This is a genomic window from Terrabacter sp. 2RAF25 (assembly GCF_052115265.1).
Taxonomy (GTDB): Bacteria; Actinomycetota; Actinomycetes; order Actinomycetales; family Dermatophilaceae; genus Terrabacter.
The window spans coordinates 701,759-714,719 of the sequence record NZ_JBFRGJ010000002.1; the positions used below are offsets into that span (position 1 = coordinate 701,759).

General features: G+C 73.0%; 11 protein-coding genes. 6 read left to right on the forward strand and 5 right to left on the reverse strand.

Annotated features, from left to right (window positions below; translation table 11 throughout):
* The first annotated feature begins 127 nt into the window (after positions 1-127).
* Positions 128-967 (forward strand): hypothetical protein, encoded by an 840-nt coding sequence (locus AB4091_RS06530; protein ID WP_442290919.1) that lies wholly within the window; start codon positions 128-130, stop codon positions 965-967.
* On the opposite strand, the gene AB4091_RS06535 is transcribed toward AB4091_RS06530, so the two are convergent.
* From AB4091_RS06535 to AB4091_RS06545, 3 genes are all read right to left on the reverse strand, one after another.
* Positions 940-1,449 carry a GNAT family N-acetyltransferase gene (locus tag AB4091_RS06535; protein ID WP_442290920.1) on the reverse strand — a complete coding sequence of 170 codons (510 nt, stop codon included), beginning with the start codon at positions 1,447-1,449 and terminating at the stop codon, positions 940-942. The genes AB4091_RS06530 and AB4091_RS06535 overlap by 28 nt on opposite strands.
* Before the next feature lie 84 nt (positions 1,450-1,533).
* On the reverse strand, positions 1,534-2,400 hold the full coding sequence (locus AB4091_RS06540; RefSeq protein ID WP_442290921.1) for a CPBP family intramembrane glutamic endopeptidase: 867 nt from the start codon (positions 2,398-2,400) through the stop codon (positions 1,534-1,536).
* A 171-nt stretch (positions 2,401-2,571) separates the two neighbouring features.
* Positions 2,572-3,105: a mycothiol transferase gene (locus AB4091_RS06545; protein WP_442290922.1), complete on the reverse strand. Its 534-nt coding sequence runs from the start codon at positions 3,103-3,105 to the stop codon at positions 2,572-2,574.
* Between the two features lie 195 nt (positions 3,106-3,300).
* Between AB4091_RS06545 and AB4091_RS06550 the strand changes: the two genes are divergently transcribed.
* The 3 genes from AB4091_RS06550 (at position 3,301) to AB4091_RS06560 (ending at position 7,858) form a co-directional block, all read left to right on the forward strand.
* Entirely contained in the window at positions 3,301-4,716 is a 1,416-nt protein-coding gene (locus tag AB4091_RS06550) for an FAD-binding oxidoreductase (RefSeq protein ID WP_442290923.1), read from the forward strand.
* A 146-nt stretch (positions 4,717-4,862) separates the two neighbouring features.
* Positions 4,863-5,447 (forward strand): hypothetical protein, encoded by a 585-nt coding sequence (locus AB4091_RS06555; RefSeq protein ID WP_442290924.1) that lies wholly within the window; start codon positions 4,863-4,865, stop codon positions 5,445-5,447.
* Positions 5,444-7,858 carry a multicopper oxidase domain-containing protein gene (locus AB4091_RS06560; RefSeq protein ID WP_442290925.1) on the forward strand — a complete coding sequence of 805 codons (2,415 nt, stop codon included), beginning with the start codon at positions 5,444-5,446 and terminating at the stop codon, positions 7,856-7,858. Before AB4091_RS06555 ends, AB4091_RS06560 begins: the two co-directional genes overlap by 4 nt.
* 12 nt (positions 7,859-7,870) lie before the next feature.
* On the opposite strand, the gene AB4091_RS06565 is transcribed toward AB4091_RS06560, so the two are convergent.
* Together AB4091_RS06565 and AB4091_RS06570 are read right to left on the reverse strand one after the other, a co-directional pair.
* A complete protein-coding gene (locus AB4091_RS06565; RefSeq protein ID WP_442290926.1) occupies positions 7,871-9,301 on the reverse strand; it encodes an adenylate/guanylate cyclase domain-containing protein in 1,431 nt (476 codons plus the stop codon).
* Positions 9,294-11,042: an FAD-dependent oxidoreductase gene (locus tag AB4091_RS06570; protein WP_442290927.1), complete on the reverse strand. Its 1,749-nt coding sequence runs from the start codon at positions 11,040-11,042 to the stop codon at positions 9,294-9,296. The genes AB4091_RS06565 and AB4091_RS06570 overlap by 8 nt, the downstream gene beginning before the upstream one ends.
* A gap of 218 nt (positions 11,043-11,260) precedes the next feature.
* Between AB4091_RS06570 and AB4091_RS06575 the strand changes: the two genes are divergently transcribed.
* Positions 11,261-12,454, forward strand: coding sequence for a cysteine desulfurase-like protein (locus tag AB4091_RS06575; protein WP_442291396.1), 1,194 nt, complete (start codon positions 11,261-11,263; stop codon positions 12,452-12,454).
* Complete coding sequence (locus tag AB4091_RS06580; protein WP_442290928.1) at positions 12,451-12,948, forward strand: DUF427 domain-containing protein; 498 nt, start codon at positions 12,451-12,453, stop codon at positions 12,946-12,948. Before AB4091_RS06575 ends, AB4091_RS06580 begins: the two co-directional genes overlap by 4 nt.
* Positions 12,949-12,961: the final 13 nt, after the last annotated feature.

The window sequence follows — 12,961 nt, forward strand, 5'->3', positions numbered from 1 at the left end:
GATCCGAGACGGCGCCCTTCTCAGCGACGCGCCACGCGGCATACGCTGCCACATGTCGCGACCCCGACGAACCTCTCGGGCGGGCTGAAACGTCGACTCCACCTCAGCCCCGACAAGGAGACGACGTATGCCGTCGAGCAACCCCCAGCCCACCCCACCCAGCGGGTCCTCCGTGCCCGAGCGCCTGCTCGCCTTCCTCGACCGCCTCGGCACCGTGCTCGCCGGGCGCGGCGACGCCGTGGCCCTGCTCGGCCTCGGCTCGGTCGGGCGCGACCTGCACCGTCTCGACGAGCACTCGGACGCGGACTTCTTCGTGGTCGTCGACGACGCAGCCGCCCGGGACCGCTATCTCGCCGACATCGACTGGCTCGAGGCGGCTCAGCCGGTCGTGTGGTCGTTCGAGAACAGCGGCGCCGGCCGCAAGGCGCTGCTCGAGGACGGCCTCTTCGCGGAGTACGCCGTCTTCTCCCTCGCCGAGATGGACGCGGCCGGCTACCCGCCCGGCCGCATCCACTGGAGTCGCGATGATGCGCCTTCAGGACTCGAGGTGCCGAAAGTTCGAGTGCCTCAGCCCGATTCGCTCGAGCACCAGGTGGGCGAGGCGATCACGAACCTCTACGTCGGGCTGCACCGCGACCTGCGTGGTGAGCGCCTGACGGCGACCCGTTTCATCCAGGGGTATGCCGTCGACCGCTGGGTCACCGTGCTCGGCCACCTCGGCCTGGGGACCGGCGAGGCGCAGGACGTGTTCGTCGTCGACCGCGGTGTCGAGCGGCGTTTCGCACCAGACCTGCTGCCACTGGCCGACCTCGTGCCGGGCTACGAGCGCAACGCCCTCGCGGCGCAGACGCTGCTCGACCTGCTCGAGGCGCACGTCGAGCTCGACCCGACGATCGTCGCCGCGGTGCGTGGCCTCATCGCCCAGTCGCGGGTGGCGGCTCAGGCGCGGGCGAGGTCGAGCGCGTAGACGAGCAGCGCGGTGCCCGGGACCGGCGACCAGTCGCGCTCGGGCACCCGCACGAAGCCGAACCGCTCGTAGAGGCGGTGCGCGGCGTGCATCATCGGCTGCGTCGAGAGGACGACCCGCTCGCGCCCCAGGGCGCGGGACCGGTCGATGCACTCACGCACGAGGGCGGCCCCCACGCCGCGGCCGCGGCCCGCCGACGCGACGGCCAGGGTGCGGAACTCAGCCTCGCCCTCGCCCGCGATGTTGGCGAAGGGCCCGGGCCCGCCGACGAAGGCCACGCCGCCGAGCACGGCACCGTCCGCGTCCACCGCGACGAGCACGTCGGAGTGCTCGGCACGGTGCCGCACGTCCCGCAGCACCTCGAGGTAGGGGTCCTCGGCGCCGTGGTCGAGCAGGCCGTCGTCGAGGTAGGCCGACGCGGTCAGGTCGCCGAGCCGCACGTAGTCCTCGGGCCGCGCGGCGCGGATCGTCAGGCCGTCCATGCCGTCAGTCTGGCAGCCACCGAGCGCCGGCCCGGAGGCCGGTCTCGAGCGGACGTCGCGCCGGCCGGCGTCGGCTGGCACCGGTCAGGCGGCGAGTCGCCAGGCGAGCACGCCGAAGAGGACACCGAGGGAGTTCGTGGCCCAGTGCATGCCGACGCTGGCGAAGATGCTGCCGCTGCGACGGCGCAGCTCACCGGCGAGCACACCACCGAGGGCGGTGAACACGACGGTTCCCCCGACGACGGCCACCTTGGCGAACGGGCCGAGTACGGCGACGGCGCTGCCGATGGCCTCGTTGCCGGTGGCCGAGGCCATGGCCGGGAAGACGTGCCAGAAGCCGAAGAGCACCGACGAGGCGACGAGCACCTGCCACATGCGAGCGTGCCGCGACAGGAAGCCCCACAGCACGGAGCGGAAGGCGACCTCCTCGAGCAGGATCGTGCCGACCGGGATCATGACGAACGCCGTCAGCAGGGCCCCGGCCGGGGGCAGGTGGTAGCGGGCGTCCATGAAGGCCGTGCGTGTGGACGGCAGCAGGATGCCGACGAGGTAGACGAGCGCGACGACGCCGATGACGCCGAGGCCCCAGCGGATGCCACGGGCGTGGGTGTGCCGGGCCAGGCCGAGCTGCTGCCAGCTGAGGCCCTGCCAGCGCGCGAAGACGAGCAGCGCGACCGCGCCCACCGGCCCGAGCCACATCGTGTCCCAGCCGAGCACGTGGTTCGCGACGTTGACGCCGGCGAGCGCGAAGACGACGACCACGGTCGCGGCAAGGCGGGCACGCCGGCCGCGGGCGATGAGCGCGAGGCGCCGGCGACGGGTCGCCTCGTGTCCGAGCGCGTCGGCCCGGCGGTGCGTGCGGCCCGAACGCCCCGAACGCCCCGAACGCGCAGTGACGCCGTCGGCGGCTGGCGCGACGGCGGCAGGGACATTCAGGACAGGGGTGGTCATCACCTCCATGGTGACACGTCAACCTGTGGTCGGGGCGTGCTTGCCGGGAGTTGCACGCCACCTGCTCACCGGCGGCCTCGGCGACCCCCGACGACCCCACCCGTCACAGACCGCAGTGACCAGCGGGACCCGTGGTGCTCAAGGGCCGGGTGTTCCGGGCCGACGCGGACGTCAGCGACGGCGCTGGACGAGACCGCGTACGTACTCGGCCTGACCGAGGTGCTTGGCCGCGTCGTCGAGCACCGACACGATGCGCACGCCGACAGTGACGGGCGGGTCCCAGTGCCGGTCGATCACCCTGGCGTATGCCGTCGCCTCCAGCCCCTCGACGTAGGCGACCGTGCGCTCGTGAACCGCCCCCTGGTAGGCGGCGAAGAGGCGTGCGTCGGCGACGGTGAAACGGCCGACGTCGGCCGAGCTCATGCTCCAGCCGTGGGCGTCGGGCGGGTAGGGCAGGCCGAAGCGCTCCACCCAGCCGTCACCCGTCCAGACCGACGCGTCGGCGCCGGCCAGGTGCGCGACCTGGTCGTCCTGCTGCCGGGCGAGGTGCCAGACGAGCCAGGCGATGTGGTTCGCGTCGCGGTCGGGGCGCCAGAGCAGCTCCTCGGCGGAGAGTCCGTCGACGACCTCCGGCACGCCGTCGCGGATGCGGCCGAATCCGTCGAGCAGCAGGTCACGGGCCGGGTATGTCGTCACGTCGTCCACGCACCCAGCATGCACCCGGACCTGCCGCCAGCGCGGAGGCAGCACCGCCGGGTTGCGTGTTCAGTGGCGGATTCGTCTGCAGCACAGCATCGCCGGGACGAAACGGACCTTTCACGCTCGATGTATCTGGGCGCCCGCTCGGGTCTCTGAACACTCGCGCCCACCACCGGGCGACCCCGAACAGGAGACCCACAGATGACGACCATCCTCACCCCCACCGCCCGACAGGCCACGAGCCTCGCCGGACTCTGCGACGGTGACGTCCACCTCCCCGGCGACCCCGGCTACGACGCGGCCCGCTTGCCGTGGAACGTCGCGGTCGACCAGCGACCGGCGGCGGTCGCTCGACCCCGCACCGTCTCGGACGTGCAGGCCGTCGTGCGCGCCGCAGCAGCCGCCGGGCTGCGCATCGCACCTCAGAGCACCGGCCACAACGCCGGGCCGCTCGTGGCCCAGGGCCTGGAGGACGTCGTCGTCGTGCGCACCGAGCAGATGCGCGGCGTGAGCATCGACGCGACCCGGCGCATCGCCCGTGTCGAGGGCGGGGCCATCTGGCTCGACGCCACCGAGCCCGCTGCCGACCGTGGTCTGGCCGCCCTGCACGGCAGCTCGCCCGACGTCGGCATCGCCGGCTACAGCCTCGGCGGCGGCATCGGCTGGTACGCCCGCAAGCTCGGCCTCGCCACGAACAGCCTCACCGCGGTCGAGCTCGTCCTCGCCGACGGTGAGCACGTGCGCGCCGACGCCACCGAGAACCGCGAGCTCTTCTGGGCACTGCGCGGCGGGGGCGGCAACTTCGGCGTCGTCACTGCCCTCGAGTTCCGCCTCTACCCGATCGAGACGGCATACGCCGGCATGCTGGTCTGGGACCGCGAGCACGCCGAGCGCGTGCTGCGCCGCTGGGCCGACTGGGCTCCCGAGGCACCCGACGCCGTGACCACGGCCTTCCGGTTCCTCAACGTGCCGCCGTTTCCCGACGTCCCCGCCCCGCTGCGCGGCCGCTCCCTCGTCGTCATCGACGGTGCCGTGCTGGGCTGTGACGCCGAGGCGCGCTCGACCCTCGCCCTGCTGCGCGGGCTCGGGCCCGAGATCGACACCTTCGACCGGGTGCCGGCCCGCTCGCTGACCCGGCTGCACATGGACCCCGAGGGCCCGACGCCCGCGGTGTCGGACGGCACGCTCGTCGGCGAGCTCGCCGACAACGCCATCGACACCCTGCTCGAGCAGGTCGGCCCGGGCTCGACGACCTCGCTGCTCATGACCGAGCTGCGCCAGCTCGGCGGCGCCCTGGGTCGTGCCCCGGAGGGTCACGGCGCCCTCGCGACGGTCGATGCGGCATACGCAATCTTCGCGTGCGCCATCGCGGCGACGCCGGAGATGGCGGCGCAGGGACAGCTCGACGCACGTCAGCTGACCGGGTCGCTCGAGCCCTGGTCGACGGGACGCAGCTACCTCAACTTCGCCGAGAACGAGGTGGAGGCGCGAACTGGTTACGGCGACTCGGCCTGGTTGCAGCTCAAAGGGATCCGCTCGGCGTACGACCCTGACGACCGGATCGTCGCGAACCACCGCATCCCGCGACTCTTCGAGCAGGGGAGCGTCACCGCCTGACCGGTCGAGCGAACACTCCGGCCCGGCTTCCAATCGAGAGCCGGGTGCACGACAATCGCGGCAAACACGGATACTTCAACCCGGCTAAAGGTTTCTTCAAGTTCTGCGACGGACGATGGCACTGACCTCGCCCTGAGGAGGACGTCATGGAGCTGACCCGTCGACGGATGCTGCTGGGAGCGGGGGCCACAGGGGTGGCCGCCGTGGGAGGCGGTGTGCTGCTAAGCCGGGACGGGGCGAGGGCGCCGAGCCGTGGAGACGGCGAGTGGACCTCGTTCGGCACGGTCGCCCTGCTCGGGTGGTCCCGCCGGTCACTCAGCGCCTCGGCCGACCACCAGGCCGACCACCAGGCCGACCACCAAGCCGACCACCAGGCAGACCACGTGCACGGCGCCGCTCAGGTCGCCGGGGGCGACGAGCTGGTGCCCAGCGCCGTGCACGGTGCCTGGACCGACGCCATGTCGGTCGACGTCAGCGTGCACAACGGGACGCAGGGCCCGATCGAGCTCTCTCCCGGCCAGTTCCGCCTGCGGGTGGCCGGGGGAACCATGACGGTCAGCCTCTACGGGGCGGACCGTGATGCCGGCCCGGTCCAGGCCGGTGAGACGGCCCGGATCCGCATCGACTACCTCGTCCCGCCCGTCGGCCTCGGCCTCGGCCTCGAGTTCGCCGATGCCCTCGCCGCCGGCACGATCCGGCTCGGCGGCGTCGGGAACGGGGCGGTCTCATGAGCGCCACGCGCCGCGGGGTGCTCGCCGCGACAGGGGGCGTCACGGCGGTCGCCGCTGCCGGGCTGCTCGGGGCCGAGGCGAGCGCCGGCCAGGCGGCCGTGGCGACTCCGGGAGTTCTCGACCTCTACGTCAACGAGGGCCTCGTCCGCATGGTCGACGACAGCCTGGTCTACATGCGGGGCTTCGGGGCCACGCCGACCGACCTCGCCGCGACCCGGCCCAGCCTGCGCATCAGCCCGCAGGTCTTCCTCGCGGACGGTCGGCTCGTCGCCAGCCGCAGCTATCCGCTCGGCGCCACCCTGCCGCAGGAGGGCCGGCCAGACCCGCTGGCCCCGCACCCGCGTCTGCCCGGCGAGTACCTGATCCGGCGCTCGTTCTGGGCGAGCTTCTTCCCCGAGCGCACGATCGTCGCGGAGGTCGGGGCCACGGTGCGCCTGCGGGTGACCAACCGGCTCACCCGGCCGCACCAGCTGCGCATCGACGGCGTCGCCGACACCGGGCCGATCGCCCCGGGTGCCACCGCGACGCTGACCTTCGCCGCCCCGGCTGCTGGGACGTACGTCTACCACGACCCCGGCAGCGGCAGCGTCGAGCGCATCCTCGGCCTGCACGGGGTCCTCGTCGTCGTCGACCCCGCCCAGCGGTGGCAGCTCTCCGCCGGGGTCGCCGAGTTCGAGCGCCAGTGGGTCTGGCTCTGCCAGGACGTCGACCCCGTGTGGGGCGCCCGGGCTCGGGCCGGACAGGTCATAGACCCGGTGGCCACGCCCCCGGTGCCGCGCTACTTCATGCTCAACGACCGCAGCGGGTTCCGCTCGCTCGCCGTCTCGACCGATGCCGCCGACTCGGTGCGGACGCTCGAGGAGACGCTGCCGTCGGGCTCGACCCGCGAGTTCGACGTGCGCGCCTTCAACGCCGGACAGGCCGGTCCCACCGTCGGCACCGGTCAGCTGATCCGCCTCGTGAACGTCGGGGCGGTCGTGCACCAGATGCACTTCCACGGCAACCACGTGTGGACGCTGCGCCGCAACGGCGCCGACTTCCCGCGGGCCGCCGGACGCGTCGACGTCGAGGGCCACGCCGAGCTGCAGCAGTGGGAGGACGTCGTCGAGCTCGACCAGATGGAGCGCAAGGAGGTCATGCTCCCGATACGGCGGCCGCCGGAGGCCCCCGACCGCACGTGGGCAGCCCGGTCCGAGGACTGGGAGTACCCGATGCACTGTCACGCCGAACCCTCGCAGACCGCGGCCGGCGGTCTCTACCCCGGCGGGCTCGTGGCGCACTGGACGCTCGCCGCACCCGGGCCCCGGGTGGCGCACACGCACCAGACGTTCGCGAGCCAGGCCGCCTTCGCGTCGAACCAGCCGCACGAGGGCAGCCCGACGACGCTCTTCCGCGAGACGCCGACCAAGACGTTCCTGCGCAAGTTCTTCAACCGTGGCCTGGTCTTCCCCGACGGGACCCAGCACGAGATGTGGGGGTTCGAGGACGACACGTCCGGCCGGCGCTTCCCCGCGCCACTGATCAGGGTCACCGAGGGTGACATGGTGCACGTCACCCTCCAGCCCTCGAAGCGCGTGCACACGATCCACCACCACGGCATGGAGCCCGACCCGCGCAACGACGGCGTCGGACACACCTCCTTCGAGGTGAGCGGCAGCTACACCTACCAGTGGCGGCCCGACCTCGGCGTCCCGGCCGACCCCAACAACGGCGCCTCGGGGCTGTACTTCTACCACTGCCACGTCAACACGGTGCTGCACGTGCAGATGGGCATGTTCGGCCCGCTCATCGTCGACCCCATCGTGCACCCGGACTTCCCGCTGGCACCGGGCGCCCGCAGGTCGTTCATCGACGGGCCGCTCTACGACATCGCCACCGAGACGCTGCTCGTCCCGTACGCCCTCGACCCGAGGTGGCACACGTTCGACCACGCCGCCGGGCTGTCCGGCGAGGACGTCGGCCTCAACCGCTTCGAGCCGACGTTCTTCTACGTCGTCGGCGGACTGCTCAACGGCCCCCGCACGACCACCGACGTGCTGGCCCCGAAGCAGCTGCGGGCCAACCTGCCGAGCACCGGGCACCCCACGCTCTTCCGGATGCTCAACGCGAACTACTTCCCCAGCCGGGCCCGCTTCACCGACACCTCGGGCAAGCCCGTCGAGATGGCAGAGCTCATCGCGCACGACGGTCGGGCCTTCCGCGACACCTCACGTCCCGGCCTGCCCAGCCCGCCGGTGCGCGACACGGGCCACCCGCTGCGCACCGATGCCATCGCCTTCGGCGCGGCCGAGCGCTACGACCTGCTCGTGCACCCGCCCTACAAGGGCACCTTCCTGCTCAATGTCGACTTCACGCACTGGGCCACGGGCAAGGTGCTCGCCACGAGGACGATCCCCGTCGTCGCCTCCTGAGCCGCGGACGGGTCACGAGGCCCCGTCGGCGAGCTCGCGCAGGACGAAGGCCTCGACGCGCTCGCCCTTGCCCTTGAGGTCGAGCGGCCCGAGCGACTCCACGACCGCGCCGGGCAGCTGGGCCAGCGTGTCCGCGGTGACGGCGACACCACCGACCGGCGCCTGTCCCTCGATGCGCGAGGCGACGTTGACGGCATCCCCGATGACGGTGTGCGTGCGGCCGCCCTGCCCGCCGAGCACGCTCACGACCACCTCGCCGCTGTTGATCCCGACCCGGAACCGCGGCCACCCGGGGTGCCCGTCGGCGATGCGCGACGTCTCCCGTTGCAGGTCCAGCCCTGCCTGCGCTGCACGAAGGGCGTGGTCAGGCTGGTCACCGAGCCGGTTGAAGGTCGCCATGATCGCGTCGCCGATGAGGCGGTCGACCGTGCCTCCGTGCCGCCGGACGACGGCCGGGATCGCGACGGAGAAGTACGCGTTGAGCATGTCGGTCACCTCCGCCGGGTCGTGCGCCTCGGAGAAGGTCGTGAAGCCCTTGAGGTCGGCGAACAGGATCGTCATCTCCCGACGCCCGGCGAGCGTGTCGGCCGTGTATAGGTCGGCGTAGCGCTCCTCGTGCCACGACTGCTGCGCCCCCCACGCGACGAGGACGAACGCCACGAGCATCAGCACGTGCCACTCCCACCACGAGTAGCGCCAGTTGGGGGCTAGCACGATGGCGACCATGGCCTCGGCGAGCAGCACCATCGACGCCGCCATCGCGGCAGGGAGCAGGCCCCCGCGCCGTCCCCACAGGCGTACGTAGGTGACCGCCGCGACCGCGTAGAGCACGACCGCGACGACGGCCACCGCGACCATCACCGGCGCTGTCGGCGCAAGGCCCGGCCCCGCGCCGAACGGCGGAAGTCGCAACAGCGACAAGGCTCCCCACGCGACCATGCCGACCAGAAGGACGACGCGCAGCCGCCGCGCCCGCCGCATCGCAGCGGCAGCCCGCTCGGCGTCGACGTCGCGCACCGACGCGACCGCGAAGAGGGAGCCGACGGCGATCCCGACCGGGGTGGCGACGTTGAAGCCGGCCGACGCGGTCTCGAGGAGCATGTGCGGCGTCGCGAGCGCGTGCAGGCCGAGGAAGCCGGCCGACGAGAGGAAGGCGAGCGAGACGTACATGACACGCATGTCGCCGCGACGCACCGCCGCAGCCCCCGTGCCGTATGCCGTCACCGCGCTGAGCACGGCCGCGCCGAGCACCAGCCAGAAGTGCGTCGAGTCGTGCTGCCACTGGTGGTCGAGCCCCTCCGAGGTCCGCAGCACGCCGAGACCGACGAGCGGCAGCGCGAGGACGGCGGCGCCCAGGACGACACAGCGCCGGGACCGCGCGCCTGCGTCGCCCGTCCCGGTCGAGGTCGGGTCGCGGCGACCGCCGGCGGCCTGCTCAGCCACGGCCCTCGGCCTCCGTCAGGGCGAGGTACTGGTGCACCTCCGACACCACGACCGAGCCCTCGCCCACCGCCGAGGCGACACGCTTGACCGACCCTGCGCGCACGTCACCGACGGCGAAGAGGCCGGGCAGCGACGTCTCGTGCGCGAAGGGCGGCCGCTCGAGCGGCCACGCCCCAGGCTCGCGCACCTCGGCGCCGGTCGGCAGGAAGCCCCATCGGTCGCGCACGACGGAGTCGGGCAGCCACGACGTGTGCGGCTGCGCGCCGATCATGACGAAGAGGCCGTCGGCCAGCAGGGCACGCCGCTCACCGGAGGTGCGGTCGGCGATGACCACCTCGGAGAGCCAGCCCTCACCGCTGCCGCCGACGACCTCTGCATCCGGCACGACCGTGATCGTCGGCGAGGCCTCGATCTCGTCGATGAGGTAGCGCGACATCGTCGAGCTCAGGTCGGGCGTGCGGATCACGAGGGTGACGTCGGCGGCATACCGCTGCAGGTGCAGGGCAGCCTGCCCGGCCGAGTTGCCCCCACCGACGATGACGGTGTGGGCGCCGGCGAGCCCGTGGGCCTCGGAGACGTTGGCGCCGTAGTAGACCCCCGACCCGGACAGCGCCTCGAGCGCGGGCACGCCCAGCCGCCGGTAGGCAACACCGGTGGCGAGCAGCAGGGCGCGGGCGCGCAGCTCGCCGACGTCCGAGATCGTGGCCCGGAACCGGGGGACGCCGCCAGGGGCGTCGCGACCGCCGTCCGGCTCGAGCGCGGTCACTCGCCTGGTCAGCACGAAGCGCGCGCCGAAGACCCACGCCTGCTGGAAGCCGCGTTGCGCGAGCTCGGCCCCCGAGAGGCCGCGCGAGAAGCCGAGGTAGTTGCGGATGAGCGAGCTCGTGCCGGCCTGGCCGCCGAGCGCGTGCTCCTCGACACACAGGACCGACAGGCCCTCCGACGAGCCGTAGACGGCGGCCGCGAGACCCGCCGGACCGGCCCCGACGACGAGCAGGTCGACGTCACGGACCTCGTCCGTGCCGTCTTCGCCACCGCTGAGGTCGGTGCCGATGCCCCAGGCCCGACAGATCTCGACGTCGGTCGGGTCGAGCAGCACGCGCCCGCCGAGCGCCGCGAGCCAGATGACGAGCGGGCCCTCGTCGCGCGTCGGGTCCGGTGCCTCGATGGACTGGAGCACGGCCACCCCCTCGGGTGAGCCGCGGTCGAGGTACGCGTGGGGAATCCCGTTGCGGGTCAACAGGCTTCGCACGGCGTGGCCGCGGGGGTCGCGGGCGCCACCCACGACCACGACCTCACGCCGTCGGTTCTCGACCGTGCGTGACCAGACCTGCACGAACTCGGAGACGGTGCGACAGAACAGCTCGTCGGGCGAGCTCCACGGCTCGAGCACGTAGTAGTTGATGTCACCGTGCGACATACCGCGCAGGATCTCGTCGGCCGTACGCCGGTCGGCCCAGGCGCCCCACGGCACCAGGAGGGTGCGGGCGGCGTCGGGGTGCAGGGTCCGCACCTCGCGGAGCAGCTCGGCCCCGCTGATTCCCGGCAGCCACGGGTCGGCGAGGACGAGCGCCACCGGGTCACGGCGCTCGGCCGCCAGCCGGAGCTGCTCGAGCGCCACGGCGCTGTCGGACTCGCCGCGCACGCGGAAGTCCGCACCGAAGCGGCGGGCGAGCTCGCCCTCGGTGCGGGCGAGCGCGTCGAGGTCTGGGTCCACGACGAGGAGGAGAGGACGGGCCACGGGGCACCCCTCACGTTGCAGGGCAGGACGGTGTGACAGCTGCGACCACCCCGCCTCCGACGGTAGGACGACCAGGGCGCGCCCGGGGCCGAACGACCGTTCCTGTCGAGCCCTGACGACATCCGGCGAGGGAACGTGCAGGGGATGGGCGAGGATGGTGCGCATGGCAGCTCTCGGCACCGAAGCCTCGCCCGCCCGCGGCGTACGACGTCGACCGCATCCGCTGGCACTTCCCGGCGCTGCGCGAGGGCGCGGCCCACTTCGACGGCCCCGGAGGGTCGCAGGTGCCCGACTCCGTGGCCACCGCCGTCGTCGAGACGCTGACGTCGGCCATCTCGAACCGCGGCACCGTGTCCGCAGCGGAGCGCCGCGCCGACCGTATCGTCCTCGCCGCGCGGGCCGCGATGGGTGACCTGCTGGCCGTGGACCCGACCGGCGTCGTGTTCGGCCGCTCGGCGACCGAGCTGACCTTCCACCTCGCCCGGACGATCTCGCAGGACTGGGGCCCCGGCGACGAGGTCGTCGTCAGCCGGCTCGACCACGACGCGAACGTGCGCCCGTGGGTGCTGGCTGCCGAGGCGAGGGGTGCCACGGTCCGGTGGGTCGAATTCGACACGGCGACAGGTGAGCTCGATCCTGGCGCGGTCCACGCCGTCGTGAACGAGCGCACCAGGCTCGTCGCCGTCACCGCTGCCTCGAACCTCATCGGCACCCGCCCCGACCTGCCCGCCATCGCCGACGTGGCACACGAGGCGGGCGCCCTGCTCTGGGTCGACGGGGTGCACGCCACGGCCCACGTGAGCACCGACGTCTCCGCCAGCGGCGCCGACTTCTGGGTGTGCTCGCCCTACAAGTTCCTCGGGCCGCACCTCGGCGTGCTCGCCGCCTCGCCCGCCCTGCTGGAGACCCTGCGCCCGGCCAAGCTCGTGCCGTCGTCCGACGCCGTGCCCGAGCGTTTCGAGCTCGGCACCCTGCCCTACGAGCTGCTCGCGGGCACGACCGCCGCCGTCGACTTCCTCGCCGACCTGGCGCAGCCCGACACCTCGGCCTCGCGCCGCGAGCGGCTTGTCACCTCCTTCGCCGCGCTCGAGCAGCACGAGGACGCCCTCCTCGCCGGGCTGGAGGCGCGGCTGCGTGCGATCCCGGGCCTGACGGCATACAGCAACGCGAAGCGCCGCACGCCCACGCTGCTCGTCACCGTGGAGGGCCACGACCCGCAGGACCTGCGGGCGAAGCTGGCCGACCGCGGCGTCAACGCGCCGGCGGGCAGCTTCTACGCGTGGGAGTGCAGCCACCACCTCGGGCTCGGCTCCGCGGGTGGGCTGCGGATGGGCCTCGCGCCCTACACGAACGCCGATGACGTCGACCGACTGGTGACCGGACTCGAGGAGATCTGCGGGGCCGCGACATGAGCCGACCCGTCCCGCTGACTCCCGGGCCCGGGCAGGAGTCCGTCTGGGACTACCCGCGACCGCCTGCCGTCGAGCCCACCGGCGAGCTGGTCGAGGTCGTGCTCGGCGGCGAGGTCGTCGCATCGACCCGCTCGGCCCTGCGGCTGCTGGAGACGAGCCACCCTCCTACCTACTACCTGCCGCGCGACGCCTTCGCCCACGGCTCGCTCGTGCCCGTCGAGGGCCACACGCGCTGCGAGTGGAAGGGGCAGGCGTCCTACTTCGACGTCGTCAGGGGTGGTCGACGCGCAGCCCGCGCCGCTTGGCACTATCCGGACCCCGTGCCCGCGTATGCCGTCCTGCTCGGTCACGTGGCCGTCATGCCCGGCCTCGTCGACGAGTGCCGCGTCGACGGAGAGCGGGTACGCCCGCAGGAGGGCGGCTTCTACGGCGGGTGGGTCACCGACCGCGTCGTCGGGCCCTTCAAGGGGATCCCCGGCTCCTGGGGCTGGTGACCCCCACCCCTCT

Excerpts from the sequence above, each read along its gene's own strand:
- AB4091_RS06530 (WP_442290919.1), top strand. The coding sequence starts at position 128 with ATGCCGTCGAGCAACCCCCAGCCCACCCCACCCAGCGGGTCCTCCGTG.
- AB4091_RS06535 (WP_442290920.1), bottom strand. The coding sequence starts at position 1,449 with ATGGACGGCCTGACGATCCGCGCCGCGCGGCCCGAGGACTACGTGCGG.
- AB4091_RS06540 (WP_442290921.1), bottom strand. The coding sequence starts at position 2,400 with ATGACCACCCCTGTCCTGAATGTCCCTGCCGCCGTCGCGCCAGCCGCC.
- AB4091_RS06550 (WP_442290923.1), top strand. The coding sequence starts at position 3,301 with ATGACGACCATCCTCACCCCCACCGCCCGACAGGCCACGAGCCTCGCC.
- AB4091_RS06555 (WP_442290924.1), top strand. The coding sequence starts at position 4,863 with ATGGAGCTGACCCGTCGACGGATGCTGCTGGGAGCGGGGGCCACAGGG.
- AB4091_RS06560 (WP_442290925.1), top strand. The coding sequence starts at position 5,444 with ATGAGCGCCACGCGCCGCGGGGTGCTCGCCGCGACAGGGGGCGTCACG.
- AB4091_RS06580 (WP_442290928.1), top strand. The coding sequence starts at position 12,451 with ATGAGCCGACCCGTCCCGCTGACTCCCGGGCCCGGGCAGGAGTCCGTC.